Source organism: Streptomyces xantholiticus (assembly GCF_014651015.1).
Taxonomy (GTDB): Bacteria; Actinomycetota; Actinomycetes; order Streptomycetales; family Streptomycetaceae; genus Streptomyces; species Streptomyces xantholiticus.
On record NZ_BMWB01000001.1, the window covers coordinates 525,271 to 550,778 of the forward strand.

At 71.9% G+C, this 25,508-nt stretch carries 28 protein-coding genes and 1 pseudogene; 15 read left to right on the top strand and 14 right to left on the bottom strand.

Annotated elements, in window-relative coordinates; translation table 11 throughout:
* Window positions 1–149 precede the first annotated feature (149 nt).
* Entirely contained in the window at window positions 150–623 is a 474-nt protein-coding gene (locus IE198_RS02420; RefSeq protein WP_189882058.1) for an RICIN domain-containing protein, read from the top strand.
* 14 nt (window positions 624–637) lie between these two features.
* Here the strand turns inward: IE198_RS02420 and IE198_RS02425 are convergent, their stop codons facing one another.
* Window positions 638–1,501 carry a class I SAM-dependent methyltransferase gene (locus IE198_RS02425; RefSeq protein WP_189882060.1) on the bottom strand — a complete coding sequence of 288 codons (864 nt, stop codon included), beginning with the start codon at window positions 1,499–1,501 and terminating at the stop codon, window positions 638–640.
* Window positions 1,502–1,719: 218 nt separating this feature from the next.
* On the opposite strand from IE198_RS02425, the gene IE198_RS02430 reads away from it, so the two are divergent.
* Window positions 1,720–1,908, top strand: coding sequence for a hypothetical protein (locus IE198_RS02430; protein ID WP_189882062.1), 189 nt, complete (start codon window positions 1,720–1,722; stop codon window positions 1,906–1,908).
* A gap of 6 nt (window positions 1,909–1,914) precedes the next feature.
* On the opposite strand, the gene IE198_RS02435 is transcribed toward IE198_RS02430, so the two are convergent.
* A complete protein-coding gene (locus IE198_RS02435; protein WP_189882065.1) occupies window positions 1,915–2,652 on the bottom strand; it encodes a class I SAM-dependent methyltransferase in 738 nt (245 codons plus the stop codon).
* 39 nt (window positions 2,653–2,691) lie between these two features.
* A complete protein-coding gene (locus IE198_RS02440; protein ID WP_189882067.1) occupies window positions 2,692–2,994 on the bottom strand; it encodes a 4a-hydroxytetrahydrobiopterin dehydratase in 303 nt (100 codons plus the stop codon).
* A 103-nt stretch (window positions 2,995–3,097) separates the two neighbouring features.
* On the opposite strand from IE198_RS02440, the gene IE198_RS02445 reads away from it, so the two are divergent.
* Complete coding sequence (locus tag IE198_RS02445) at window positions 3,098–3,604, top strand: FBP domain-containing protein (RefSeq protein ID WP_189882069.1); 507 nt, start codon at window positions 3,098–3,100, stop codon at window positions 3,602–3,604.
* A gap of 51 nt (window positions 3,605–3,655) precedes the next feature.
* Here the strand turns inward: IE198_RS02445 and IE198_RS02450 are convergent, their stop codons facing one another.
* Window positions 3,656–5,197: an ATP-dependent DNA ligase gene (locus IE198_RS02450; protein ID WP_189882071.1), complete on the bottom strand. Its 1,542-nt coding sequence runs from the start codon at window positions 5,195–5,197 to the stop codon at window positions 3,656–3,658.
* 185 nt (window positions 5,198–5,382) lie between these two features.
* On the opposite strand from IE198_RS02450, the gene IE198_RS02455 reads away from it, so the two are divergent.
* From IE198_RS02455 to IE198_RS02465, 3 genes are all read left to right on the top strand, one after another.
* Complete coding sequence (locus tag IE198_RS02455) at window positions 5,383–6,453, top strand: phosphatidylinositol-specific phospholipase C domain-containing protein (protein ID WP_189882073.1); 1,071 nt, start codon at window positions 5,383–5,385, stop codon at window positions 6,451–6,453.
* A gap of 486 nt (window positions 6,454–6,939) precedes the next feature.
* Complete coding sequence (locus IE198_RS02460) at window positions 6,940–7,359, top strand: SsgA family sporulation/cell division regulator (protein WP_189882075.1); 420 nt, start codon at window positions 6,940–6,942, stop codon at window positions 7,357–7,359.
* Window positions 7,360–7,391: 32 nt separating this feature from the next.
* Complete coding sequence (locus tag IE198_RS02465; protein WP_189882077.1) at window positions 7,392–8,204, top strand: helix-turn-helix domain-containing protein; 813 nt, start codon at window positions 7,392–7,394, stop codon at window positions 8,202–8,204.
* Here IE198_RS02465 and IE198_RS02470 read toward each other — a convergent pair.
* From IE198_RS02470 to melC1, 5 genes and pseudogenes are all read right to left on the bottom strand, one after another.
* Window positions 8,194–8,613: a hypothetical protein gene (locus IE198_RS02470; RefSeq protein ID WP_189882079.1), complete on the bottom strand. Its 420-nt coding sequence runs from the start codon at window positions 8,611–8,613 to the stop codon at window positions 8,194–8,196. The genes IE198_RS02465 and IE198_RS02470 overlap by 11 nt on opposite strands.
* Window positions 8,614–8,750: 137 nt before the next feature.
* A pseudogene (locus tag IE198_RS02475) lies at window positions 8,751–9,790 on the bottom strand (zinc-dependent alcohol dehydrogenase family protein).
* 57 nt (window positions 9,791–9,847) lie between these two features.
* Window positions 9,848–9,985: a hypothetical protein gene (locus IE198_RS02480; RefSeq protein ID WP_189882852.1), complete on the bottom strand. Its 138-nt coding sequence runs from the start codon at window positions 9,983–9,985 to the stop codon at window positions 9,848–9,850.
* A 63-nt stretch (window positions 9,986–10,048) separates the two neighbouring features.
* Window positions 10,049–10,870 carry a tyrosinase MelC2 gene (melC2, locus tag IE198_RS02485; protein WP_189882081.1) on the bottom strand — a complete coding sequence of 274 codons (822 nt, stop codon included), beginning with the start codon at window positions 10,868–10,870 and terminating at the stop codon, window positions 10,049–10,051.
* A 24-nt stretch (window positions 10,871–10,894) separates the two neighbouring features.
* Window positions 10,895–11,293 (bottom strand): apotyrosinase chaperone MelC1, encoded by a 399-nt coding sequence (gene melC1 / locus IE198_RS02490; protein ID WP_189882083.1) that lies wholly within the window; start codon window positions 11,291–11,293, stop codon window positions 10,895–10,897.
* Between the two features lie 597 nt (window positions 11,294–11,890).
* On the opposite strand from melC1, the gene IE198_RS02495 reads away from it, so the two are divergent.
* Window positions 11,891–12,319 (top strand): subtilase-type protease inhibitor, encoded by a 429-nt coding sequence (locus IE198_RS02495; protein ID WP_189882086.1) that lies wholly within the window; start codon window positions 11,891–11,893, stop codon window positions 12,317–12,319.
* A 226-nt stretch (window positions 12,320–12,545) separates the two neighbouring features.
* Here the strand turns inward: IE198_RS02495 and IE198_RS02500 are convergent, their stop codons facing one another.
* Complete coding sequence (locus IE198_RS02500) at window positions 12,546–14,723, bottom strand: phage holin family protein (RefSeq protein WP_189882088.1); 2,178 nt, start codon at window positions 14,721–14,723, stop codon at window positions 12,546–12,548.
* A gap of 115 nt (window positions 14,724–14,838) precedes the next feature.
* On the opposite strand from IE198_RS02500, the gene IE198_RS02505 reads away from it, so the two are divergent.
* A complete protein-coding gene (locus tag IE198_RS02505; protein ID WP_189882090.1) occupies window positions 14,839–15,621 on the top strand; it encodes an MBL fold metallo-hydrolase in 783 nt (260 codons plus the stop codon).
* A complete protein-coding gene (locus IE198_RS02510) occupies window positions 15,618–16,283 on the top strand; it encodes a DedA family protein (RefSeq protein ID WP_189882091.1) in 666 nt (221 codons plus the stop codon). Before IE198_RS02505 ends, IE198_RS02510 begins: the two co-directional genes overlap by 4 nt.
* On the opposite strand, the gene IE198_RS02515 is transcribed toward IE198_RS02510, so the two are convergent.
* Together IE198_RS02515 and IE198_RS02520 are read right to left on the bottom strand one after the other, a co-directional pair.
* Window positions 16,263–17,294: an MBL fold metallo-hydrolase gene (locus IE198_RS02515; RefSeq protein WP_189882094.1), complete on the bottom strand. Its 1,032-nt coding sequence runs from the start codon at window positions 17,292–17,294 to the stop codon at window positions 16,263–16,265. The genes IE198_RS02510 and IE198_RS02515 overlap by 21 nt on opposite strands.
* Before the next feature lie 79 nt (window positions 17,295–17,373).
* A complete protein-coding gene (locus IE198_RS02520; protein WP_189882096.1) occupies window positions 17,374–18,591 on the bottom strand; it encodes an aminotransferase class I/II-fold pyridoxal phosphate-dependent enzyme in 1,218 nt (405 codons plus the stop codon).
* Window positions 18,592–18,801: 210 nt separating this feature from the next.
* Between IE198_RS02520 and IE198_RS02525 the strand changes: the two genes are divergently transcribed.
* From IE198_RS02525 to IE198_RS02540, 4 genes are all read left to right on the top strand, one after another.
* Window positions 18,802–20,304: a bifunctional phosphatase PAP2/diacylglycerol kinase family protein gene (locus tag IE198_RS02525; RefSeq protein ID WP_189882098.1), complete on the top strand. Its 1,503-nt coding sequence runs from the start codon at window positions 18,802–18,804 to the stop codon at window positions 20,302–20,304.
* Window positions 20,305–20,410: 106 nt separating this feature from the next.
* Entirely contained in the window at window positions 20,411–21,220 is an 810-nt protein-coding gene (locus IE198_RS02530) for a methyltransferase domain-containing protein (RefSeq protein WP_189882099.1), read from the top strand.
* 58 nt (window positions 21,221–21,278) lie between these two features.
* Window positions 21,279–21,635 carry a VOC family protein gene (locus IE198_RS02535; RefSeq protein ID WP_189882101.1) on the top strand — a complete coding sequence of 119 codons (357 nt, stop codon included), beginning with the start codon at window positions 21,279–21,281 and terminating at the stop codon, window positions 21,633–21,635.
* A 115-nt stretch (window positions 21,636–21,750) separates the two neighbouring features.
* Window positions 21,751–22,089 (top strand): DUF6204 family protein, encoded by a 339-nt coding sequence (locus tag IE198_RS02540; RefSeq protein ID WP_189882104.1) that lies wholly within the window; start codon window positions 21,751–21,753, stop codon window positions 22,087–22,089.
* Here IE198_RS02540 and IE198_RS02545 read toward each other — a convergent pair.
* On the bottom strand, window positions 22,071–22,664 hold the full coding sequence (locus IE198_RS02545) for a GNAT family N-acetyltransferase (protein ID WP_189882106.1): 594 nt from the start codon (window positions 22,662–22,664) through the stop codon (window positions 22,071–22,073). The two genes, IE198_RS02540 and IE198_RS02545, sit on opposite strands and share 19 nt — an antisense overlap.
* Window positions 22,665–22,673: 9 nt before the next feature.
* Window positions 22,674–23,243, bottom strand: a complete 570-nt coding sequence (locus IE198_RS02550; RefSeq protein ID WP_189882108.1) for an SRPBCC family protein — start codon at window positions 23,241–23,243, stop codon at window positions 22,674–22,676.
* 200 nt (window positions 23,244–23,443) lie between these two features.
* Between IE198_RS02550 and IE198_RS02555 the strand changes: the two genes are divergently transcribed.
* Both IE198_RS02555 and IE198_RS02560 read left to right on the top strand, forming a co-directional pair.
* Window positions 23,444–24,184, top strand: a complete 741-nt coding sequence (locus IE198_RS02555) for a GntR family transcriptional regulator (protein ID WP_189882110.1) — start codon at window positions 23,444–23,446, stop codon at window positions 24,182–24,184.
* A 252-nt stretch (window positions 24,185–24,436) separates the two neighbouring features.
* Window positions 24,437–25,498: an adenosine deaminase gene (locus IE198_RS02560; protein ID WP_189882112.1), complete on the top strand. Its 1,062-nt coding sequence runs from the start codon at window positions 24,437–24,439 to the stop codon at window positions 25,496–25,498.
* The last annotated feature ends 10 nt before the right edge of the window (window positions 25,499–25,508 follow it).

Here is a 25,508-nt window from a genome sequence, read left to right on the forward strand (position 1 = left end):
CGGACGACGCCCTGACGACCCGTGCGGCGCAGCCGCGTACACGCGGATGCGCCGTTGCCGTGCGGGGTCGTTGTCAGTGGCGGGTGCGACGATGATCGTGTCGCTGACCCGGACGGGCCGGGTGGGGCGTCGGGACGAGGCGGGGTGCGGTGGACGGGCCACTTGAGCCAGGGCTCTACCTGGTGCGGAACGTGGGCAGCGGACTGCTGCTCGAGGTGTACGGCGGAGGCAAGGGCAGCGGGGTCAAGGTCCAGCAGGGCAAGGAGACGGGCGCGCCCTCCCAGCAATGGCACATCACCCCGGTGCCGAACGGCAACGGGCTGTACCACTTCGTCAACGCCGCAAGCGGCAAACGCCTCGACGTGGCGAACGCGTCGACGGAGAACGGCGCCGATGTCCAGCAGTGGAGGGCGAACAATTTCGGTGCCCAGGAGTGGATCGTCGAGCGGCACCTCGACTCGCCCGGCACGGTGACCGTCGTCAGCTTCATCAGCGGCCTGCTGCTGGAGGTGGCCGGTTCCTCCACGGACGAGGGGGCGAACGTGCAGCAGTGGGAGGACACCGACTCCCCCGGCCAGTGGTGGCGGTTGGAGCCGGTGGTCCCGGGCACGGCCGGCGGCTGAAGGCCCCGGCGGTCTCAGCCCTTGCGCGCCGTGAACACGGTCCGCGCGGTCAGGATGTACGCGTCGGGGCGCCGCAGCAGGCCCTCAGGGGCCTCGGGGTCCAGCAGCCGGTCGATGATCGCGATGTCCTCGTCCGGCAGCAGGCCCTCCACCATGCTGCGCTGCCATGTGAAGGCGGCCACCAGTTGCTCGCGTACGGTCATCGGTGCGGGCGCCGGGATGTCGAGGAGGAAGGAGCGCGTGCCGCTCGGGGTGAGTCCCGCGTCGGCCAGCAGCGCACGCCAGTCCTCGACCTCGTCCTTCACTCCCGGCAGCTCCGCCCGCATCCGCGAGAACCACTCGTCGACGGCCGCGCCGATCCTGCTTTCCAGGCCCGGCCTGCCGATCCCGATGTCGCGCGGCAGATGGCGGGCCGGCAGCCCGCCCTCGACGACGGCGAGCAGGCCGCCCGGCCGCAGCAGACGGGCGAGGGCGGCGGTCGCGGCGCGCTGGTCACCGAGGTGGTGCACGGACCCGGACGCCCAGATGAGATCCGCCTCGCCCAGGTGCTCGATCCCGTCGGGCAGTTCGGCGTGATGGGTGCGCAGGCGGTCGGCCAGGCCGCCCTGCGCTGCGCGGGCGAGAGCCCGCTGGAGCAGCGGCGCGGTGGCGTCGACGGCGACGACCTCGGCGTACGGGAAGGCCTCTGCGAGCAGCCCGCTGATCACGCCGGGGCCGCTGCCGATGTCGAGGATGCGGCGGATGCCACCGACCGGAACCAGCGCGCCCAGCCAGTTCGCCGCCTGCCGGTACAGAGGGCTCTGAACCTCCGCGCCCTGTTCCAGCAGCTGCTGCTTCTCGTTCCAGTCGATGTGGGTGGAGTCGTGGTGATGGCTCATGGCCTCAGGGTGGCCCGAGCACCGGCGTCACCGCGAACCTTGTTGCCGTTCCGGCAAAGACCCACCCGTTCGGTGCTCCTGCGGGCTGATGTCCCCTACCCCTGTGAACGCGGCGCTCAGGTGGGTCTGACGCTGCGGCTGTACGACCCCGAGCGGCAACCGTGGTCCCTCCACTGGGCCGCGGGCCGCGGGCCGTACCGGACCTGTTCCCTCCTGTCGTGGGACGCTTCGGCACCGACGGGAGGGGCCTCTTCCACGGCGAGGGCACCCATGACGGCAAGGCCGTCCCCATGCGCTTCGTCTGGTCGGGGATCACCGGCTCGGCCGCCCGCCGGGAGCAGGCGTTCTCCGTCGACGACGCGCGGACGTGGCTGACGAACCGGGTGATGGAGCTGTCGCGCCGGTAGGGCGTCTCAGGTCTCCTTGCGGAACGCCACGAGGGTGTAGGCGGGGTCCGGGCGGCGCCGGTCCTGGTCCGGCAACCGGCGCAGTTCCACGGCCAGTCGCCGGGCGCCGCCACCGTCGCCGTCGGTGAACCAGGAGGCGAACCGCCCTGCCGACAGGACGTCCGCCGCCGAACGCGGAGTGCGGCCCTGGCCGTGGCCGGTGAACCGGGCACGGCCGACGGGGCGCAGTCCGCCCGCGGCGGCGTACTCCTCGATGAAATCGGCCCTGTCAAACGCCGCGGCGAACGAGCGGTGCGGGCGCAGAACAGCGTCGATGTCGCTGCCCACGTCGTGACCCGCGTCCTTGTCGACGGTGGTGACGAACACCCCGCCGGGCCCGAGGACGCGGGCGACCTCGGCGACGACCGCCGCCGACCGGCGCACCAGGTGCAGCAGCCATACGGCACTGACCGCGTCGACGGACGCGTCGCGCAGCGGCAGCCGCCGTACGTCCCCGAGCACGACACCCCCGCCGAGGCGGTCGGCGGCCATGCGGGCCATTCCGTACGAACCGTCGCAGCCCAGTACGCGCAGACCGGGGCGGTGCAGGCGCTCGGTCACCAGGCCGGTGCCGCAGCCGATGTCGAGAAGGGTGCGGGTACGGTCCGGCAGCAGGCCGAGCACCGCCGCCGCGGCCGCCGCCGCCCTGGGTACGCCGCCACGTGTCGTGTCGTAGACGGCGGCCTCACGGTCGTAGTCGAGCATGCGCAGAGCATGACAGAGGTGATGACCTTTCTGCCGTGACTAGTTGGCGCCGTGGCCCGCCGCGATCTGCTCGATGCGCTCGGCCAGCCGGAAGTCCCGTTCCGTGAGGGTGTTGAGGTCGTGGGACTGGACGGTCAGGGCGACGGTGTTGTAGCCGAGGGTGAGGTCCGAGTGGTGGTTCAGCTCCTCCTGGATCTGGGCGATGTGCACGACCATGGCGGTCGCCGCGAAGTGCGAGTCGAGGCGGTAGGAGCGGGCGATCCTGGCGCCCTCGAGGGACCAGCCGGGAAGTTCCCGGAGCCGGTCCTCGATCTCCTTCTGCGACAGCGGCTCGGTGGGCATGGCCAGGCTCCTTCCGGGAGGGGGCGGCGGACGGGGACACCATAGATCCGATGCCCGGTAAATCGGATGCCCGCACCCGGCCACGCTGTGTACGTTCCACCGGGTGGAACCATTGACCGACAAACAGATCCGCTCGTCCTTCGTGAACTGCACGAAGGGCGAGGCCGGCCGTATGCGCCTGCCGGCCGACTTCGCCGAACTTCCCTGGGGCGACCTGGACTTCCTCGGCTGGATCGACCCGGGCGCGCCGCTGAAGGCGCATCTTGTGCTGCCGCGGGAGGACGGGCTCGTCGGAATCACCCTGCGTGTCCCGTCCACCGGACGGACCAGCGCCGTGAAGTCGAGCCTGTGCCATGCGTGTCTCACGGGGCACGCCTCCTCCGGGGTGACCCTGTTCGCGGCGCCCCTGGCGGGGACGGCGGGCCGCGAGGGCAACACGGTCGGCACGTATCTGTGCGCGGATCTCGCCTGCCCGCTGTACGTGCGCGGCAAGCGGCAGCCGAAGCTGCGGCACGGCCGTTACGAGGAGAACCTGACGCTCGAGGAGCAGATCGCCCGGACCATGGACAATCTGTCGGCGTTCGCCGACAAGGTGCTGGGGCTGCGCTGACTTTGGGCGCCAGGCGCGAGCGGCCTGCGCCGTGCGGGGCCGCCGGGCGGCTCAGCGCCCGGCGGCGGCCAGCACCTGTTCGATCGTGTCCGCCTCCGCGGCCGTCTTGTCCGGCCGGTGCCGCAGTACGCGCGCGAAGCGCAGGGCGACCCCGGCCGGGTAGCGGCTGGAGCGCTGCAGTCCGTCGTACGCGATCTCCACGACGAGCTCGGGCCGCACCCGCACCGTGAAGCCGTCGTCGTCGACGGCGAGTTCACTCAGCATCTCGGTCTGCCGGTGCAGCATCTCGTCGGTGAGCCCCTTGAAGGTCTTGCCGAGCATCACGAAACCGCCGTCCGGGGCCCGGGCGCCGAGGTGGAGGTTGGACAGCAGCCCCGTGCGCCGGCCATGACCCCGTTCGACGGCGAGGACCACCAGGTCCAGGGTGTGGACGGGCTTGACCTTGAGCCAGGAGCGGCCACGGCGCCCGGCGCTGTACGGCGCGTCCAGCGCCTTGACGAGGACTCCCTCGTGGCCGCGGTCCAGGGTCGCGGTGAAGAACTCCTCCGCGGCGGCGACCTGTTCGGGGTCGGACGGGTCGTCGACGACGGCGCGCCTGACCCGGGTCGGCCCGGGGACGAGCCGGGCCAGGATCTCGTGCCGGTCGCGGCCGGGGAGGTCGAGCACCGGCTCCCCGTCGGCGGCGAGGACGTCGAAGTACACCGGGTACAGCGGCAGCGCGGCACGGGCCGCCTCGACGTCGAGGCGCGAGCCGACGCGGGAGGCGATGTCCTGGAACGGTACGGGCCGGCCGTCGGCGGCCATCGCGATGACCTCGCCGTCGAGGATGAACCGGTCGCCGGTCATCTCCCCTGCCTGCTGGGCCACTTCGGGCAGCCGATCGGTGATGTCGTCCAGGGACCTGGTGAAGATCCGGACATCGGTTCCGGCGCGGTGCACCTGGACGCGGATGCCGTCGAGCTTCTCCTCGACGACGCAGGCGATCCCGAGCGCCCGGACCGCATCTGTCACGGACTTCGCGGTGTGCGCGAGCATCGGCTGCACGGGACTGCCGACCCGCAGCCGGAACCGTTCGAGGGCCGCAGGCCCCTCGGCGAGCAGGGCCGCGGCGACGCGGGGCAGCGAGCCTTCCAGCATGACGGCGCGGCGCACGTCCGGCGCCGGCGCGCGGGCGGCCTTGGCGACCGCCTCGAGCGCGACGGCGTCCAGCGCCCCTTGGCGTACCTCGCCGGTGAGGAGCCGCAGCAGGAACTGCTGCTCCTCCGCGGTGGCCGCGGACATCAGGCGGTGGACCCGGCTGCGGCGTTCCGCCTGGGCGCCGGGGCCGGAGACCTGGGCGAGGGCGGCGAGCGCGGCGTCCGTCTCGCCGACGGTGAGGGCCGGTACGGAGGCGGGCGGCACACTCTCCTTCAGCACGCTCCAGCCGATGCCGATGCGGCCCTGAGGGACCCGCCCGGCCAGGTAGGAGATCACCAGCGCGACGTCCTCCGGCCAGGCCTCGGCGAACAGTTCCGCCAGCGCGGCGATCTTGCGCGAGCGGGCCGAGGTGGCGGCGACCTCGCGGGAGGCCTCGGCGACGCGGGCGAGCAGCATGCGGCCATAGTGCCCCGGCCGGACGGCGTACGCATCCTGGCACGACGCCCGTGGGGGGCCGGTGAACACCGTTCGCCCAGCACCACGCGGCGCCCGGGGTGGCCGGGTACAGTCTCCCCACGGGCCGTCCAACTCCCTTAGCCTTCCGTCGACTTGACCCCCCGACGCAAAGGCAGGGATCCCCCATGGGCAAGTTTTCGCGCGCCGCCGTGACGACGACCGTCGCGGCCGGACTGCTGTCGGTCGCGCTCGCTCCGGCGCAGGCGACCACCACCGGCACGGCGGACACGGGGCAGCTCCCGTACTCCGCCACCACCGGCGTCGGCGTCCACAACGCCTACGAGAAATCGAAGTACACCTACCTCGCGGACGCGCTCGACTCCGGTGCCGCCATGCTCGAGATCGACGTGTGGACCAACGTCTTCGGCAGGTCGTGGCGGGTCTCGCACAGCAACCCGTTGGGAAACGACAACAACTGCGTGAACGCGTCGAGCGCCGCCGAGCTGCGCACGAAGGCGAGAAACCAGGACCTCGGGGGGTGTCTGGCGGACATGAGGTCCTGGCACGACGCGAACCCGGGCCACCGGCCGATCCTGATCAAGATGGAGCTCAAGGACGGCTTCCAGGGCAAGCAAGGCCGCGGACCCGCCGCGCTGGACGCGCTGCTGACCGCACGACTCGGTGACGCCCTGTACCGCCCGGCGGACCTGGTCGGCGGGCACCGCGACCTGGACACGGCCGTACGGGCGGACGGCTGGCCGGCGCGTTCGGCACTGGCCGGGAAGTTCGTGGTCGAGCTGATCCCGGGCACGCTCGAGGAGGACAACCCGTTCGACTCACTGTGGACCGACCGCGAGTACGCGACGCATCTGCGCGGCCTCGAGGCGGCGGGCCGCCTCGGCGAGGCGGGCGCGTTCCCGGCGGTCCATCACGCCGCGGCCGGTGACCCGCGCAGCCGGTACGCGGACGCCTCGATCCGCCCGTGGTTCGTCGTCTTCGACGGGGACGCGGCGGCGTACGCGGGCGGGTCGATCGACACGTCCTGGTACGACCGGAACCACTACCTCGTCGTCATGACCGCCGCACACAGCGTGGCGCCGGCGATCGACGGCACGAACCCGACCGAGCAGCAGGCCCGCGACCGCCTCTCGCTGCTGGCGGGTCGGCACGCGAGCGTGGTGTCGGCCGACTGGTATCCGCTGCCGTCGGTGCTGGGCTCGGTGGTCGCACGGGGCGGGTTGCAGCCGGGCTCGTGACCTTTGTCCGGAAATCACCTCCCGGTAGGTGACCGTGGGTAACGCACATCACAGCGGGCCCCTCGGTTCGCCGGAACACCACCAAGTGGTTTATCGTTCATCTACAAGTGGGTGCGCACGGGGCAGATGCCCCCGGGCCTCACCTTTTGCCCTAGGCGACCGCCGCTCGCGCCCACGCCCTGTGACCGCCCCGGCCGGAAACCCCCGTCCGGCCGGGGCATCCCCTCTTTTCCGGCCTGTCGCCACCCGTCCCGGGCGGCGATGCGGCGACTCAACCGCAACGCTTTGCGGCTACCCGTCCGTAACCAGCCAGCTGTCCCATTTACGGGGAAATGCGTTGGCGCAAAAGCCTAGCCATCCTGGCGCAATCGTTTCAGTCTTGGTGATGCAGGTCACACGCGCCACTGGCGTCGCTCACCCAGGCCTCTGCCTGCCCGCGACGTACGAGCACGAGAGCGGAACCGCACAGCAGCAGAGGAGCGAGCGATGTCATCGACCATCGAGCAATCCGTACGGGCCCGCCTCATCAGCGATGCGCCCCACTCCCTGGCCGTGCCGGTGGTTCTGTGTTACAGCGACACCGACCCGTTCGCCGTCCGCATGGCCTTCCCGCCGGAGGCCTGTCTGAACGACACCGGCGTGACCTGGACCTTTGCCCGCAGTCTGCTCGACGCGGGGTTGCGCGCGCCGTGCGGGGACGGGGATGTGCACATCTGGCCCTGCGGGCGGGTGCAGACCATGATCGAACTGCGTTCGCCGGAAGGGGTCGCGCTGCTCCAGCTCGACACCGCGAGCCTGCGCCGCTTCCTGGTCCGGTCGTACGCGACCGTGCCGGCCGGCAACGAAGCGGCCGCCATGGACATCGAGCGGGTGCTCGCTGCCCTGCTGGGCAACGCACGGGGCTGAGACGGGGGACCGGGTCGTAATACGGTCTGGCTATGACAACTGCCGTTTCCGCCGGCGGGGTGGGTCCGCTGCTGCGCCGCTGGCGCGAGGAGCGCCGGATCAGCCAGCTCGAACTCGCCCTGCGCGCCGGCTCCTCGGCCCGGCACATCAGTTTCGTCGAGACCGGCCGTTCGCGCCCCAGCGAGGAGATGGTCCTGCGTCTCGCCGAGCACCTCGACGTCCCCGTGAGGGAGCGCAACTCGCTGCTGCTGGCCGCCGGTTACGCGCCCCGTTACACCGAGACGCCGTTTGGCGACCCGGCGATGGAGGCGCTGCGCGAGGGCATGGAGCGACTGCTGCAGGGCTACGAGCCCTACCCCGCGCTGGTCGTCGACGGCACGTACAACGTGCTCGCCGCCAACCGGGGCATCGCGATGCTGCTCGAGGACCTGCCGGAGCATCTGCTCGCCCCGCCGTTGAACGCCATGCGGATCACCCTCCACCCCGAGGGCCTCGCGTCCAGGATCCGCAATCTGCCGGAGTGGCGCGGCCATCTGCTGCAGCAGATGGAACGGCAGATCGCGCCGGCCCGCTCCGACGCGCTGCGCAGCCTGTACGACGAGGTCGCGGCCTATCCGCTGCCCGAGGGCAGCGGTGACGAGCGGGGCGTGGCAGCGGGCGAGGCGCCGTATCCGTACTTCGCACTGCCGCTGCGGATCGAGCACGAGGGCCGCGTGCTCTCCTTCGTGTCGTCGATCTCCACGTTCAACACGCCCTTGGACGTGACCGTCGCCGAGCTGGCCATCGAGACGTTCCTGCCGGCCGACCCGGCGACGGTGAAGTACCTGCAGTCGCTCACGCCGTAGCGGTGGCGCGCAGGGCCGACCACTGCAGGACGGCGAATCCGGCGACGGTCAGCGCCTGGAGCACGGTCCAGGCGGCGCCGACGGCGGTCGGGTCGAGCCACACGCCGAGGGCGGCGACGCTGAGGAGGGACCACAGGATGTTGGCGTCGACGACGAGCGTGACACCGGCCCGCGGCGGCCTTGCGCGGGCGGCGAGGAGGCCGACGGCCAGGCCGTAGGCCGCGAGGAAGGCACCGAGGCCGACCAGCAGCGTGGCGTCCACACCGAGCAGCCGCCCCAGCGGCCCAGAAAAGGCCGCGTACGCCAGGCCGTTGGCACCGGTGACGACGGCGTCGACGGCGAGGAAGCGGCGCAGCATGGTCTGCGGCTCCGTGGTGCGGGAGATTCCGGCAAGCAGGGTCGTGGACATGGCGGATCAGCCTCCGTCGAGGGTTGGGCGGGCCGGTCGTGGGCCCGGAGCCCGGACGGAGTGCGTCGCCCGGGTCCCGGTGCTCACAGACTGCCGTGCCGCCCTCGGGGGGTCGATTACGCCTGAGGTAATGGCCTTCAGATGCCCGGGGTGATCACGGTGACCCCGGTGCCGGGGGCGGTGCCGAGTGCCACAAGGGCCTCCGGCACGTCGACCAGGCCGATCTCCTTGGTGACCAGCAGATCCGGCCGCAGCGCCCCGGAGGCGACCATGGCCATCATCTCCGGGTAGGCGTGGGCGGCCATGCCGTGGCTGCCCAGGATCTCCAGTTCGAGGGCGACGACCCGGTCCATGGGCAGATGGACCCCGTCCGGGAGCAGGCCCACCTGCACGTGGCGGCCCTGCCCGCGCAGGCTCTGTACGGAGTTCGCACAGGTCACCGGCGCTCCCAGGGCATCCAGCGAGAGGTGCGCGCCGCCGCCGGTCGCGTCAGGAGGGCTGCTGCGACCTCGCCCCCGCCCGGCGTCGAGGCGTCCAGGCAGATCTCCGCGCCGAAGGTACGGGCCAGCTCCAGCGCCCCCGGCGAGACGTCCACGGCGACGACCCGGGCCCCGCAGGCGGCGGCGATCATCACCGCGGAGAGGCCGACCCCGCCGCATCCATGCACGGTGACCCACTCCCCCGGCCGCACCCGTCCCTGGCCGACGACGGCGCGGAACGCGGTGGCGAAGCGGCAGCCGAGGCCGGCGGCGGTGGTGAACGCCATGGCGTCCGGCAGCGCCACCAGATTGGTGTCGGCGTGGCGCAGGGGGACGTACTCGGCGAAGGAGCCCCAGTGGGTGAAACCGGGCTGCTCCTGGCGTTCGCACACCTGCTGGGCGCCGCGGACGCACGCGGCGCACCGGCCGCAGGCGCAGATGAACGGCACCGTGACCCGGTCGCCGGCGCTCCAGCGGGTCACGTCGTCGCCCACCGAGTGGACGGTGCCCGCCAGTTCGTGGCCGGGGACGTGCGGCAGGGCGATGCCGGAGTCGTGGCCCCTCCAGCCGTGCCAGTCGCTGCGGCACAGCCCGGTTGCCTCGACCTTGACCACGACACCGTCGCGCGACGGCCGGGGGTCGGGGACCTCCCGTACCTCGGGCCGCTTTCCGAAGTCGTCGAACACCACCGCGCGCACGTACCACTCTCCTTGTTCCTGGGCGGCCGTTCCGATCCTGCGGGTCGGCGCCCAGGCCTACACCAGGACACCGGCGAAGAGGAAGGGCACGCCCTGGTACAAGGCCGCGTGGCCGGAACCGGGGACCAGCCACATGGAGAACGCGAAGGCGAGGACCGAGCCGGGCACGAGGCGGCCCGGTTCACCCGGTGCCACTGGCCGGGGACACCCGGTGGTGGACAGCCCGGCCGCCTCCGGTCGCGGCACCTGGCTTCGGGCTCAGGTGTCGAATGTGTAGAACCGTGTGTGGTCCAACATGTCTCGTGGCGTGACGTCGTTCCAGGGGCGCATGGTGGAGTCCAGATCCACCACGTTTTCGGTCGGGGTTTCCGGCAGATACGGCGATGCGGGATGCCGTGTCTGCCAGTCCGCCCACAGTTTGTCTATGAAGGCGTGGTGCAGCCAGAAAACGGGATCGTTCGGGGAGGCGCCCGTTGCCATGTGGCCGCCCACCCAGACGTGCACCCGGTTGTGCAGGTTGACGCCTCGCCAGCCCTCGATGAGGTTTCGAAAACCCCGCGAGGTGCTGTTCCACGGCGGTGCGTCGTATGTTTCCACTGCCAGAACCGCCTCGATGTCGGCGCGTGTGGGTAATGCCCTTCCTCCGCCACCCAATGCACGCCGCAGGAAGGGGCGCGTGTCCACTTGGGTGTCGATGGACCAATTTCCGGCCAGGTTCGCGAAGGGCCCGGCCATCACCTGTCCGTCGCGGCTGCGTCCGTCGCCGCCCAGGAAATCGGTGGCCCACAGGGAGGACGCGGGCGTACGGTCCGTGCTCCAATCCCAGTAGGGCAGTGCCACGGAGGGGATGATTCGTTGGAGTTCCTGCTCGAATTCGAGCAGGAACTTCCGGTGCCAGGGCAGAAAGGACGGAGATCGGTGTCCGACCCGTTCTCCTTGATCCGTATCACCCATGATGAATGCGTTGTGCGTGCGCACGAATTCGTCATAACGACCGCTGCGTTTGAGTCCGAGGACTGCATCGATGAATTCGCGCTTCTCGGTGGAGGTGAGCGTGGACTGGTTTTTTCGCACGGCCATGTCAGGCGCCCCTTTCCTGGATGCTCACCGATGTGCCGGGCGAGGGACGAGGTCGGCGCCGGCGAGATTGTCGACTGCCGACCGTGCGAGGGCACGCGGAGTCGCGAAAACCTCGTAGTGATCGATGAGACTGACCCACGTCCCGTCTCCGTTCAGCATGACGTGGAGCTCGGTCCCGTCTATCAGAACGCGGTAGCCGCTCCCCGTCCCGTGATGTCCGTGATCAGTCGGCCATCCCTGGATACGCCTGCCCTTGTATGTCTCGTCGAACGGCTCGCCGGCCTCGCCACGGGGCGGACGGCCCTGCCCTGTCCGGTTCACCCGGGCGGATTCTTCGTCGAGGACAGAAGCGGTTGTTCCGGCGACGGCCACCGCCGCAAGCACGGCAGTTCCTCCTCGAAGAAACCGACGGCGAGTACGCATTGTCTTTCCTCTCTGCAATGCAGCCGACCATTCGCGCTGTTGACGGTTCACAGCCGACTGCCCCGGATCACATCAACGTTGCCTAAAGAATTTGCGCGGGCCGCCCACATGGCGGATATCTGGACAACAGTTGCATGAAGGAGCAACTTTGCAGCGAAGTGGATCGTCCTGCGGGACCGGACGACAGGGCGTCCCGTGCAGGAAATCCTTGAGCCGCTCACCCGGTGCTGCGGGAGATTTTTCACCGATCAAGGGCGCCTGACCGCCGTCAGAGGCGCGACAGCTTGACGCAAAAACCACGCCCAAGGGATTTTTATATGCCGCTTCAACAACCTTCCTTCGACATCGAGCGTAAAGGTTGCATATCGGTCGAGGCGTCACGACTCATTAACGGCCCTGAGGTCGTCCCACCCGGTGTGAGTCCAATCTGACGAACTGCGGCGAAGCCTGCGGAAAAGAATGCTTCGACCCCGGGTCATGCCTATTTTTCGGCCAATTACAACCGTCGCCGATGTCCGAAGCAGGGGTCATCGATGTGAATTCTCGGGACGCCTGAGCAACGCTGCAGGTTCCGTAGTCGAGAAAAAGGAGAATCCGATGCGTCGCTCAGTTACCAAGATCACCTGCATGGCGGGGTTGGCCGCCGGCGTCGTCGCTCTGGCAGCCGGCCCTGCCGCCGCCGGCACGCACGACAGCCTGTACTCGCCCTCCGCCATGGTGCTGACGGTCGGTCAGGGCGAGAGCGCGGCAACAGCGACCGTCGAACGGGCGGTCACCCTGCACTGCAGGCCGACCGCCGGCGGAACCCACCCGGACGCCGAGGCCGCATGCGCGGACCTCGAACGCGCCGACGGCCGGCCCGCGCTCACGCTGAACGACGATTCGGATCGTGCGTGCCCGCAGATCTACGCTCCCGTCACCCTCACCGCTGACGGGGTGTGGGAGGGCCGCCGAATCTCGTACGAGCGCACGTTCGCCAACAGCTGCGTGGCGCAGTCCCGGGTCACGAATCTGCTCGACTTCTGACATCGGCAACCCCCGGCACGCCGGGATGGTGGTCCGACCCCACGGGGCCGGACCACGATCCTTGTCTCTGCCCTGCGCCTCGGCGACCTCCGTGGCGCGGCGACTGACGAGCGACACGTTGCCGAAGCCGTGGCGCGTCCAGGGTGTGCAGCGGCCGCGGGGAGCGGCAGGGCGTCGGAGGCGCACTGACCAGCGTCCGGCCAGTGGCACGGCCGACGTCGCGGGGTCACGGGCCTCGTCGGCACTGACGGCCGTGGACCCGATGCCGAGACGACTGAGGATTTTCGTCCGGCGCGGCACCACCACCGACCGGAACCTGTTCCTGCGCTTCACCGTCCGGTCGGGAAACCTCAACCCGCCCGATCGGCACCTGCGGCCCGTCCCCCTCCCGCAGCCAGCGCCGCAGCACGTGGTGCACCTGTTCCGCGCCGATCAGGTCGACGCCCGCGGGGACCGGCCGCGAGAGCTCGAACGGCGACAGCAGAAAGGCCTGCGACTGCTCCCCGCCGAGCCCGCCGTGCGAACCGATCTGCTCCTCGAAGGCGTGCACCACACCGGTCCTCGGGTCGTGCATCGAGTTGACCATGATGTCGGCGACATGCGGGAACGAGTCGGTACGACGTACGGCGTCGGCCGCGCCGGGACCGAAACCGGCCAGCGGCCCGTCATCGTCCTTCAGCGCGTCTACGGGCACCTCCGCACCGTCGGCGCCGAGCACCACCGAGCCGTGCTCCTCGCTGCGCACCAGCAGAAAACCGATCCCGGGATGGTTCGCGAGCGTGCCGAGCAGCGCCGGGTGGCGGCGCCGGATCTCCTCGCAACTCATGCGGTAGGGCACGTCGGGGAACGAGATCAGGGCCAGGTTCCCGGAGGACAGCACGATCGGGTCGGAGCCCGACGCGGGCCGTTCCTCCTCACCGTCGCCGGCCGGCTGCCGGTGCAGCGCGGTCCGCAGGGCGTCGCGCGCCGCGTCGCGGGCCTCCGCACCGCTCTTCGAACGCTCGGCCCGCCGGGACACCGGCAGCCCGCACCCCGCGCGCACCAGGTCCTTCAGCGTGAGCCCGTAGGCTCCTTCGAAGGTCTCCCCCGGGCTCTGCCCGTGGTCGGAGAGCAGCACGATCCGGTAGGTGCGGGGCGTGTGCTCGGCGACCTTGGAGATCAGCGCGATGGAGCGGTCCAGACGCTCCAGCACCGCCTGCGCGTCCGAGCTGTGCGGCCCCGAGTGGTGCGCCACCTCGTCGTAGGCGACCAGGTCGGCGTAGACCGCCCTTCGCCCGGCGAGCATGTCCCCTATCACCGCGGCGACGACCACATCGCGCTCGACGACCGTCGCGAACGCCCGGATGAACGGGTAGAGCCCGCCGCGGCCCACCCGCGGCGTGTCCCCGCGGAGCCTGGCCCGGGTCGACTGCCCGACCTCGCGCCCGACCTCGGCGACGAAGGACAGCGCGGTACGGACGGCGTTGGCGGGATCGGAGAAGTACGCGAAGTAACCGGCCCGGGAGCGGTTCCCCCTGCCGCGCCTGGCCGCCATGGACAGCACCAGCGCCAACTGGTCGGCGCCGCCGCTGAAGAGGTTTCCCCGGCTCGCGCCGTCCACCGTGAGCAGGCCGCCGTCCCCGGTGTGCTCGATGGCCCGCCGCTGCAGTTCCACGGCGCTCGCCGGGCGGTTGCTGACGACGATCCGGCGGGTTTCCTTCTCGTACCAGCGAAAGGCGGGCACGTCGTGGTTGGAGCCGTGCAGGATGCCGAGCTGGCTGGCGCCGGTCTGGCTGGACCAGTCGGTGCGCCACGGGGTGAGCCGGTGTGTGGCGCCGACCCATCCGGCGACGGTCGGCATCACCCTGCTGTCCACGGCGCCGCGCAGCGCCTCGTACCCGACGCCGTCGAGTTGCAGGAAGACCGTGCCGGGCGGTCCCGAACGGTCGTGGGCAACCCTCCCGCGTCCGCGGCGGTGGGCGAGCCGGGAAAGTCTTCTGCGGTAGGCGTTGTCGTCGCGGACCGCGAGCGCCGTCGAGGTGGCGGAGGCGACCGCGGACATCACGGCGGCCACCACCACCGCGGTCTCCGGGTTGGCCGTGCCGCGTCCGTCGGGGATGAGCCACAGGGCGATCAACAGCAGCGAGCCGTTGAGGAAGAACACCAGCAGGCCCAGTACCAGGGCCGGTACGAGCAGCAGCGCCCGTACGACCACGGGCCAGACCAGGCCCGTGAGCAGGCCGAACGCCCCCGCGCCCCAGCCCGCCGTGACCGCGGTCCGGGTGATGCTGTCGCCGTCGTCCGACTGGAGCTGGAAGTCCGGCAGCAGTCCGGCGAGCGCCAGCATCGTCAGCGTCGACACCGCCCACACGACGGCCACGCGCAGCAGAGCGCTGCCGGCCCGGCGCCACCGCCCTTCGACCACGCTTCGTTCACCTCACCTCGGAACCGGTCTCCAGCGTGGCACAGAGCCCGGCCCGCCCGGACGGGCGAAGGCCTAGGCTCGTACGGTACGGGGATCGACAGCGAGGAGGCGTCGCGTGCCGGTGGAGGTCACCTGGTGGGGTCATGCCACCTGCACGATCGAGGACTCCGGGGTGCGGGTGCTGACCGACCCGTTGTTCGTGCGGCGCCTCGCCCATCTGCGGCGGCGCCGCGGTGAACTGCCGCCCCGGCAGGCGGCCGTCGCCGACGCCGTCCTCGTCTCCCATCTGCACTCCGACCATCTGCACCTGGCGTCGCTCGCGCGGCTCTCTCCCGGCACCCGGCTGGTCGTGCCGCGCGGCGCGGTACGTTCGGTGCCGGGGCTCGGCCGGCTGGTACGCGCGGCCGGGCTGCGGGTCACGGAGGTCGCGCCGGGCGAGAAGGTCCGGGTGCGCGAGCTGCTCGTACGGGCCGTGCCCGCCAAGCACGACGGGCGGCGGCTGCCGCTCGGACCGCACCGCTCACCGGCCCTCGGCTTCGTCGTCAGCGGCGAGTCCCACACGTACTTCGCGGGCGACACCGGCCTGTTCGACTCGATGGCCGACGAGGTCGGCCCGATCGACATGGCGCTGCTGCCCGTCGGCGGCTGGGGCCCGTACCTGGGCCACGGCCATCTGGACGCCGTTCGCGCGGCGCAGGCAGCGGCCCGGCTCTCGCCGCGGGCCGCCGTACCGGTGCACTACGGCACGTACTGGCCGATCGGGATGGACGCGATCAGACCGCACGAGTTCTACGCGCCCGGCGACGAGTTCGCGCGCAAGGCGGCGCAACTGGCACCGAAGGTGACAGTGCACCGGCTCGGGCACTGCGAGCGGATCGGGCCGGAGGGGACCAGGTGACGGCACAGCTCGCCGACGCGCTCGACCGGTTGTCCGAGCTGGTGCGGCAACTTCCTCCGGAGTCGACCCAGCAGGCCGTGGGCTATCCGTCCCTGTTCCTGCTGGTGGCTCTCGGAGCGCTGGTGCCAGTGGTGCCCACCGGCGCCGTGGTCAGTTCGGCCGCCGTGGTCGCCTTCCACCAGACCGCACCGCTCGCGCTGCTGTTCGTCTTCCTCGTCGCGTCGGCGGCCGCGTTCGCCGGTGATGTGGCCCTCTACTGGCTGGGAGGGCGCGGGGTCCGGTCGAGGAACGGTTCGCGCTGGCTCGCCGCCCTGCGCGAACGCGCCGCGCCGGACCGGCTCGCGCAGGCCCAGCGAGGGCTCGACGAGCACGGGGTGACGGTGCTGGTGGTCTCCCGGCTGGTGCCCGCCGGGAGGGTGCCGATCATGCTGGCGTGCCTGCTGGCCAGGATGCCGCTGCGTCGCTTCGTCCGCGGTGACGCGCCCGCCTGCCTGGCGTGGGCCGCGACGTACGGCCTGATCGGCATCCTGGGCGGGTCGCTGTTCGCGGAGCCGTGGCAGGGCGTCGTCGCGGCGGTCGCCCTGACGGTGCTCGTCAGCGGCGTGCCGGCGCTGTGGCGCAGGCTCCGCCCGTCCCGCGGCTCAGACGGTCAGCACGCGTGACCCGCCGACCGGCAGGTCCCACAACTCGTGGCGCGGCCGGCCGGTGCGCTCCCATGCGGCGCGCAGCCGTCGCAGGGGTTCCACCACCGGCTCCGCGGACAGCACGAACGTCGCCCAGTGCATCGGCGCCATGTTCCTTGCCCCCAGGTCGGTGAAGGCCCGTACCGCCTCCTCCGGGTCGGTGTGCACGTCCCTGAGCCACCAGCGGGGGGCGTACGCCCCGATGGGGAGCAGCGCGAGATCGAGGGCGGGGTGCCGGCGGCCGATCTCCTCGAACCAGTGGCCGTAGCCGGTGTCTCCGGCGAAGTACACCGACCGGCCTTCGGCGTCGGTGAGCACCCAGCCGCCCCACAGGGTGCGGCAGGTGTCGAGCAGGGTGCGCTTGGACCAGTGGTGCGCCGGTACGAAGTCGAACCGTACGCCGCCGAGTTCGGCCCCCTCCCACCAGTCCAGTTCGGTGACGTGCGTGAACCGGCGACGGCGGAACCAGCGCCCGAGGGCCGCCGGGACGAAGAGCGGTGTGCGGCGGGGCAGCCGCCGCAGGGTGGGGGCGTCCAGATGGTCGAAGTGGTTGTGGCTGATGACCACCGCGTCGACGGGCGGCAGGTCCTCCCAGCGGACGCCGACCGGAGTGATCCGTACGGGTGTGCCCAAGATACGGCGCGACCAGACGGGATCGGTCAGGACGGTGAGCCCGCCGATGCGCAGGATCCAGCTGGCGTGCCCGGCCCAGGTGACGGCGACGGTCCGCCCGTCCACCTCGGGCAGCGGTCCCGGCTCGAACGGCAGCGCCGGGATGCCCCTCAGCCCTTCCGGGCCCGGACGCACCGCACCTTCCCTGGCGAGCCTGGCCATGGCGCGCACGCCGGGGAGCGGGGCGGTCAGCCGATCGGCGAAGCATCTGGGCCAGGTGCGCTGTCCGTACAGCGGGCGGGTGCGGGATCGTGGCTGCGGGTGGCGTGCTGCCGCCGGTGAGGTGGGCTCCGCCGGTCGCTCCGTCTGTTTCGCCATCGGGGTCTCCGATCAACGCGGGTCCGGGTCCTTCAGCGCTCCTGGCGTCCTGTCGCGTCCGTCCCGACGCGGGGATCACTCACCGCAGATTCTCGAAAGCCGCTCCGAGCCTCTCCAACGCGGCGGTGACATGGGGCAGTTCCAGCGGGGCCGATGCGGCGAGCGATTCGAGCCGCTCCTCGTCGGTGGCGCCGAGGAAGGGCGCCGTGTCCAGCCGTACGTGCAGGGCGCCCAGCTCGTCGCCGAACCGGTGCCCGCCGGGCACCGGCATGTCGAGGCGCCCGCTCAGATGGTCCTCGAGCTCCATGGAGTCGGTGACGCCGCTTGCCGCGAGGCCGGCGCGCAACGGGCCGAGGTCCGCGTAGAGGTGGCGGCCGGCCTGCGGGGGCCGGGAGACCGCGCCGGCCGTCACGACCAGGTGGTGGACCGCGGCCGCGACGCGGGCGTGCAGGGCGGACGCGGCCGTCGCGCGCTCGGTGACCTCCGGAGGTTCGTCGAGCGCGTGCGCCGCGGCCGCGGCGACCGGGGCGGGGACGACGGCCCCGAGCGCGGTGAGGACGTCCAGGGTCCTGGCGCGCCGGGCCGCGCCGCGCTCGCCCTGCGGGAAGCGGGCGACGGCGACCGGCCAGGAGGACGGGGTGAGCGCCCCCGCGAGATCGCTGATGACGGTCACGTCCTCGGGGTACATCTCGGCGGGGCTGACCAGCACCGTCTCGTGCGGCTCGTGCACCGTGTCGCGCCAGGTCTCGTCGCTGACGATGTGCAGACCCTCGCCGAGCGCCGCCTCGCAGGCCTCGCGCACGGTCTCCGGCGGGGCGACGGTGGCGGTCGGGTCGTCGGCGACGGACAGCAGCAGCAACCTGGGCCGGCCGCCCTCCGCCCGCACCCGGCGTACGGTCTCCAGCAGCGCGAACGGGTCCGGGACGCCACCGCACTCCGCGGGCACCGGCACATGGTAGGCGGGCCGCCCCAGCAGCCTCACCTGCGGAGTCCACCAGGCGGGGCACGGACGGGGCATCAGCACGTCGCCGTCGTAGGCGCCGAGCAGCGCGAAGAGCAGGGACTGGGCGCCGGACGCCGCGACGACCTCGCCCGGACGGGTGCGCAGTCCGCGCCGCCACCAGTACCCGCAGGCCGCCTCCCGCAGCGTCGGTCCGCCGCCGGGCGGCTCGCCCGCCGGGTCCCCCGCGGCCGCCGCCAGGACGGCGCTCAGGCCGGGCAGCACCGGAAGGCCGGCGCCGGGGGCGTGCGGCCCGTAGCGGACGGGTCCGCGGCCCTCCGTGTCCGTCCCGGTCATCACGTCCACCTCCGCAGCCACTCGCACCCGGGTCGTCTGCCCGGTCCACGAGCCCTTTATACGAAGGATCGGTCGTCCTCGCCGCGCGGACGGGTCCGGGCGGCGGGGTGGGGGGCGAGTGAGGTGCGGGTGGCGTGCGGCTCGGATGGGGGCGGCGGCGCAGCGGTGGGCGGCGGCGTTACCGGAGCCGCCAAAGGGTAGACGCCGAGCATGACCGACACGTACGTACCGGGACAACAGCCGCTCGACGGACAGATCGCGGCGCTGCTCAGAGGCTGGGACCGCCGCCTGTTCCACGCCGTGGCCGCACGTGAGTGGCCGGGCGCCGAGCCGGTGCTGCCGAAACTGAGCCGCAGCGCCAACCACGGGCTGCTCTGGTTCGGCGCGGCCGCCGGCATCGCCGCGCTGGGACGCGGCGCCCGCTCGCGGCGGGCGGCGGTGCGGGGAGTCGCTTCCCTCGCCGTCGCCTCCGCCGTCATCAACACCGTCGGCAAGCGGTCCGTGCGCAGGGCACGGCCGCTGCTCGATGCGGTGCCGGTGATACGGCAGTTGAAGCGGCAGCCGTTCACCACGTCGTTCCCCTCGGGCCACGCCGCGTCGGCGGCGGCGTTCGCGACCGGCGTCGCTCTGGAGTCGAAGGCGTGGGGCGCGGTCGTCGCACCGGTGGCGGCGTCCGTCGCGTTCTCGCGCGTCTACACCGGGGTGCACTACCCGAGCGACGTCCTCGTCGGCGCGGCACTCGGTGTGGGTGCGGCCTTCGCGGTGCGGGGCGCGGTGCCCACGAGGTCGCAACTGCCCGCGCCGGGCACCCCGCATGCCGATGCGCCGGCGCTGCCGGGCGGCGAGGACCTGGTCGTGATCGTCAACCGCGAGTCCGGGTCTGCGGACATGGCGCCGCTGGTGCGCGAGGCGCTGCCGCTCGCCGAGGTGGTGGAGTGCGCACCCGAGGAGCTGCGGGCGGAGTTGGAGAAGGCCGCGGGGCGCGGGCGCGCGCTGGGCATTGTCGGCGGCGACGGGACGATCAACAGGGCCGCGGCTGTCGCGGCGGAGCACGGCGTACCGCTCGCCGTCTTCCCCGGGGGCACGCTCAACCACTTCGCCTACGACCTCGGCATCGAGTCGCTCCATGACACCTGCCGTGCGCTCGCCGCAGGTGACGCGGTCCGGGTGGACCTGGGCCGGTTCACACCGGGCCCGGGCGGCAGCGCGGAACCGGGGCACTTCCTGAACACCTTCAGCCTCGGCGTCTACCCGGATCTCGTACGCATCAGGGAGCGCTGGTCACCGCGGATCGGCAGCTGGCCCGCCGGTGTGCTGGCGGCATCGATGGTGCTGCGCGCGCGGCATCCGCTGGAGGCCGAGGTGCAGGGCAGGCGTCGCCCGATGTGGCTGCTGTTCGCGGGCAACGGCGTCTACAAGGGTGTCGACCCCACGCCGGGCCACCGTCAGAACCTGGTGGACGGCCTGCTGGACGTTCGCGTGGTGCACGGCGGCCGGGCCCCGGGCTGGCGCCTGCTCGGTGCGGCCCTGGCCGGGAAGCTGAACCGCTCCCCCGTCCACGCGGCGCAGCAGCTGCGTCACCTCAGGATCGGCGGTCTGGCGCCGGGGACCCTGCTGGCCTACGACGGTGAAGTGGCGCAGGCTCCGAGCGAGTTGGTCGTGGACAAGATCACGGAGGCGCTCACCGTCTACCGTCCGCAGGCCCTGCTGTAGAGGCCCGCGCACGCCGGCAGCTGTGTCCACATAGTAAGAAACGGGTCTCGAAATACGGGATGTCGGCGTACCGTTGGCTGCACTCGCCTCAGCAGAAGGAGACGTCATGCCGCAGGAGACCGCCGTCTACACCCACGGGCACCACGAGTCCGTGCTGCGCTCCCACACCTGGCGCACCGCCGCGAACTCCGCGGCATACCTGGTCGGCGAACTGCGGCCGGGACTCGACGTGCTGGACGTGGGCTGCGGGCCCGGCACCATCACCGCCGACCTCGCGGAGCTGGTGGCGCCGGGCCGGGTCACCGCGGTCGACGCGGCGGAGAACGTGCTCGGGCAGGCGCGGGCGTACGCGGAGCAGCAGGGCCTGGACAACGTCCGCTTCGTGGTCGCCGATGTCCACGAGCTGGACTTCCCCGACGACTCGTTCGACGTCGTCCACGCCCACCAGGTGCTCCAGCACGTCGGGGACCCGGTGCGGGCACTGCAGGAGATGCGGCGGGTGTGCCGGCCGGGCGGCGTAGTCGCCGTGCGCGACAGCGACTACGGGGGGTTCACCTGGCACCCCGGGCCACCGGCGCTGGACGAGTGGCTGGCGCTGTACCGGCGCGTCGCCCGCGCCAACGGCGGCGAGCCCGACGCCGGCCGCCGGCTGCTGTCCTGGGCCCGCGCCGCCGGTTTCACCGACATCACGGCCACCGCGGCCACCTGGTGCTTCGCCACACCCGCCGACCGCGCGTGGTGGAGCGGACTGTGGGCCGACCGCACCACCGGGTCGGTGTACGCGCAGCTCGCCGTGGAGGGCGGCCACGCCTCACGGGAACAGCTCGAGGCGATCTCCGACGCCTGGCGCGCCTGGGGCGAGCACCCCGACGCCTGGTTCATGGTTCCGCACGGCGAGCTGCTCTGCCGCGTGTGACGGGCGGGTCCCGGACTCTCCCTGCCGCCTGGCGCGGCTGCCAACTACCCTCGTTCGTATGGAGATCCTCGGAACCACCCTCCGCATCTGCGTAGACGACCTGGACGCCTCCGCGGCCTTCTACGAACGCCTCACCGGCGCCCCGCCGCTCCGCTTCGACCGCGGTGGGGTCTCCGTGGCGGCCGTCGGCTGCTTCCTGCTGATGAGCGGACCGGAGTCGGAGCTGGAGATCCTGCGCAAGGTGTCGGCGACGATCGCCGTCAAGGACGTGGACGACGCGCACGCCACGCTCAACGACGTCGGTGCCAAAGTGCTGGCCGGTCCGGTGGAGACGCCGGTGGGCCGGAACCTGATCGCCGTCCACCCCGACGGGTCGGTCTTCGAGTACGTCGACCGCAAGCCGGCGGCCGGCTGAACCGGCAGGCCGGGCGCCCTCCCCGATATTCGGTGGGCGCCGGGCCGAGGCCTCCGTAACGTTGCTCCCCGGCCGGTCACGGCCAGGTGGACGACGGGGAGCAAGGGGAGCAGGGATGAGCACCCAGCACACCTACCGGGTGATCGTGCGAGGCACCTGGGACGGGCCGACCGACGAGGGCCGCGCGGCGCTGCTCGCGGACGTGGACGACCACGGGCTCACGCAGATGCAGTTCACCGAGGAGGGCTCGCTCACCTACGACCGGACGCTCAAGCACTTCTCGTACCGCTTCGTCGTCGTCTCCGACGCGTCGGACGGCGACGAGATGGCCGCGGCGATCGCCGAGGACCGCGCGGAGCGCGCGCTGGCAGCGCTCGGGCACGCCCACGGCAGGCTCAGGTCCTCGGTGACGGACATGGACACCATGAAGGTCAACTACAAGGGCCGCCGCTGACGGGCGCGGTCCGTCATCTCACGGGTGATCGCCCAGCGCTCGTGGTCGCGCCAGGCGCCGTCGATGTACAGGAAGTCGGGCGAATAGCCTTCGAGCCGGAAACCGGCGGACCGTACGAGTCCCAGTGAGGCGGTGTTGCCCGGCTGGATGTTGGCCTCCAGCCGGTGCAGGCCGAGGCCTTCGCCCTCGAAGGCGTACGCGACCAGCAGCCGCAGGGCATCGCCCATCAGGCCGCGGCCGAGCGCGTGCGCGAAGGCGCCGTAGCCGATGGCGCCGCTGAGGAACGCGCCGTGGACGATGTTGTTGACGTTGATGTATCCCGCGATCCTGCCGGTGGGGCGCTCGCAGACGAGGAAGCCGACCCGGGCGGGGTCCTCGATCAGACGCCGGGCATAGGTGGCGTAGTCGTCCTCGGTGAGCGGCGGGAAGAGCCAGGGCCTGTGATGAGCGGTGCTCCGCCGAGCGCACACGGTGAACTCGGCGGCGTCCTCGTACGTGCAGTGGCGCAGGCCGACGCGTTCGCCGACGGTCAGGTAAGGGCGGACGGGGCCGTCGGCGGGCGGTGTCGCGGACATTTCGTCAGATTACGGCACAGTCGGCACACACGGCCCTCTCCAGGGTGCGCTGCGCTCCGCTTCCGCGAGTGCTTTGATCCCCTGCAGTGACGCCTCGATGTTGGCGCGGAGTTCGCCGAGGCGGAAGGCCACGATCTCCTCCTCGCGCTCCGGCATCCTGTCGATGGCGAGGTTGACGCCGGAGCGGGCGGGGCCGATGCGTACCGACTGCCGCAGGCGGGTGCCGCTGCCTTCGGCCTCCAGGGCGAACGACCATGTCGCGAGCGGGTGGGCGGGATCAGGGGCCTGCTCGGAGTACCTGCCGTCCGCGTCCACGACGGCCCAGCGGAACAGGCGCTGCTCCGCCACCTCCAGGACGTGGGATACGGTCCGCCATTCGCCGATCATCGGGTGGCGGTTGTGTCCGGCGAAGCAGGCTCCCACCTGCGGCTCGACGGCGTCGCCGAGCCATTCCGCACGCTGCAGCTCAGGGCTGAGGCGGGCCGGGAGGTGGATGTCCGTCACCAGTTCCCAGACCACCTGCGGAGCGGCCTCGATGTACACGTCGTGGGCCGTGGCGGGCCCGTCGGCGTAACGCATGTCGTCCCCGTTCCTGCGGTTGACTGCGCGCCCCTGCGGTTGGCCGCGCGGTGCCTGGCGACACTTTACGGGCGATACGGCGGCCCAGTGAGGCCACCCCCGACCTTGGCCTTCTTGTCAGACAAGTTGGGCTACTGGGTCGCTTTGCCAGCGGCCCACGCGCTCGCATAGCTTGCCGACAGATGATCCGAGGAGGACCAGTGGCAGTCAGCCGGCAGCAGCGCAGACCGGTCGTCGTCCTGTACGAGCGGATCGCGGACGCCATCCGCGAAGGCGTCTATCCGCCGGGCTCCACACTCCCGTCCGAGCCGCGGCTCGCCACCGAACTCGGCGTCGGCAGACCCGCGCTGCGCGAGGCGCTGCTGCTGCTCCAGGAGGACGGGCTGCTGTCCGTGCGGCGCGGGGTCGGGCGGACGGTCAACGACCGGGTGCGCAAGCGTGGTTACGAGCGCATCCAGCCGCTGGAGGAAGTGCTCTCCCAAGGGTCACCGCTGACGGTGCGGCCGCTGCTGCGGACGGTGGAGGAACCGACGGACTTCACCACCCAGCACCTGCTCGCGCCGGCCGGCGCGGAGCTTCGTTTCTGGGAGTCACTGGTGACGGGGGACGGTCCGGCGGCAGCCCTCAGCCACGAGTGGGCCGCTCCCGAGGAGACGCTGGCCACGGCGCACCCGACCTTCGCCGCGGCGCTGCCTGCCGCGGGACCGGCCGCGTCCATGCTCTCGGTGCTCATCACGGCATCCTCCGGCCTCCCCCTGGCCGCACGCAGCAGCGTGAGCGCGACGCTGCTGGGCCGTCGGCGCGGCGAACAACTGGGACGGGCGGCGGACACACCGGCGGTACTGATCACGCAGGTCGTCCGAGTCGGGGACACACCGGTGCTGGCGGCGAAGCACATGCTGCCGACGGGGGCGCCGGGGCTGCCGGTGCTGTCGCACTGAGAAGGCGCGGGTCCGGGCTGCGGGTGGCGTGTGCGCCGGGCGGCGGGTGCGTGTGCGCCGGGCGGCGGGCTCGCCCCCCACCCCGCCCGTTCTGGAAACCGGGGCTCCGCCTCGGCCGTACCGCGCTTCGCTCGGGTGTCCTCGAACGTCGGACGGGCTCCGTGGCAGCGCCGCGGGCGGAGCCCGGTGAGGCAAGGCGGGGCGGAAACGCCCCGCGCAGTGGACACACGCCACATCCCGTACACTCCCCGGATGCACTTGTCTGACATCATCCGCGCACCCAAGGTCGTCCTCCATGACCACCTCGACGGCGGTCTCCGCCCCGCCACGATCATCGAGCTCGCGCGCGAGGTCGGTTATCGGGGCCTGCCCACGCACGACCCCGCCGCTCTCGCCACCTGGTTCCGTCAGGCCGCGGACTCGGGCTCCCTGGAGCGTTACCTGGAGACGTTCGCGCACACGTGCGCGGTGATGCAGACCCGTGAGGCACTGGAGCGCATCGCGGCCGAGTGCGCAGAGGACCTGGCCGCGGACGGGGTCGTGTACGCCGAGGTGCGGTACGCGCCCGAGCAGCACCAGGAGCGCGGGCTGAGCCTCGACCAGGTCGTGGAGGCGGTCAACGCCGGCCTGCGCGAGGGCGAGCGCCGCACCGGCGGCCGGATCGTGGTGCGCGCGCTGCTCACCGGGATGCGCCACACCGACCGGTCGCTGGAGATCGCCGAGCTGACGGTCGCGCACCGCGACCGCGGGGTCGCGGGGTTCGACATCGCGGGCGGCGAGATCGGCAACCCGCCGGCCCGCCACCTTCCCGCTTTCCGGTATCTGAAGCGGCACAACTGCCACTTCACGATCCACGCCGGCGAAGCGGTCGGCGCCGAGTCGATCCACGAGGCCGTGCAGGTCTGCGGCGCCGAGCGGATCGGTCACGGCGTCCGGATCACCGACGACATCCAGGTCCACGACGACGGCACGGCCACGCTCGGCCACCTCGCCGCGTACGTGCGCGACAACCGCATCACCCTCGAGGTCTGCCCGACCTCCAACCTCCAGACGGGCGCGGCCAAGTCGTACGACACGCACCCGATCGACCTGCTGCGCCGCCTCGGGTTCCGCGTCACCCTGAACACCGACAACCGCCTGGTGTCCGGCACCACCATGAGTCAGGAGTTCCAGCACATGGCGGACGCCTTCGGCTACGGCGCCGAGGTCTTCCAGGAACTCACCGTCGCCGCAGCCGAGTCGGCATTCCTGTCGCTCCCTGAGCGGCAGCGCCTGATCGACGAGGTCATCCGCCCGGGGTACGGGCTCGAGTAGCAGCAACAGC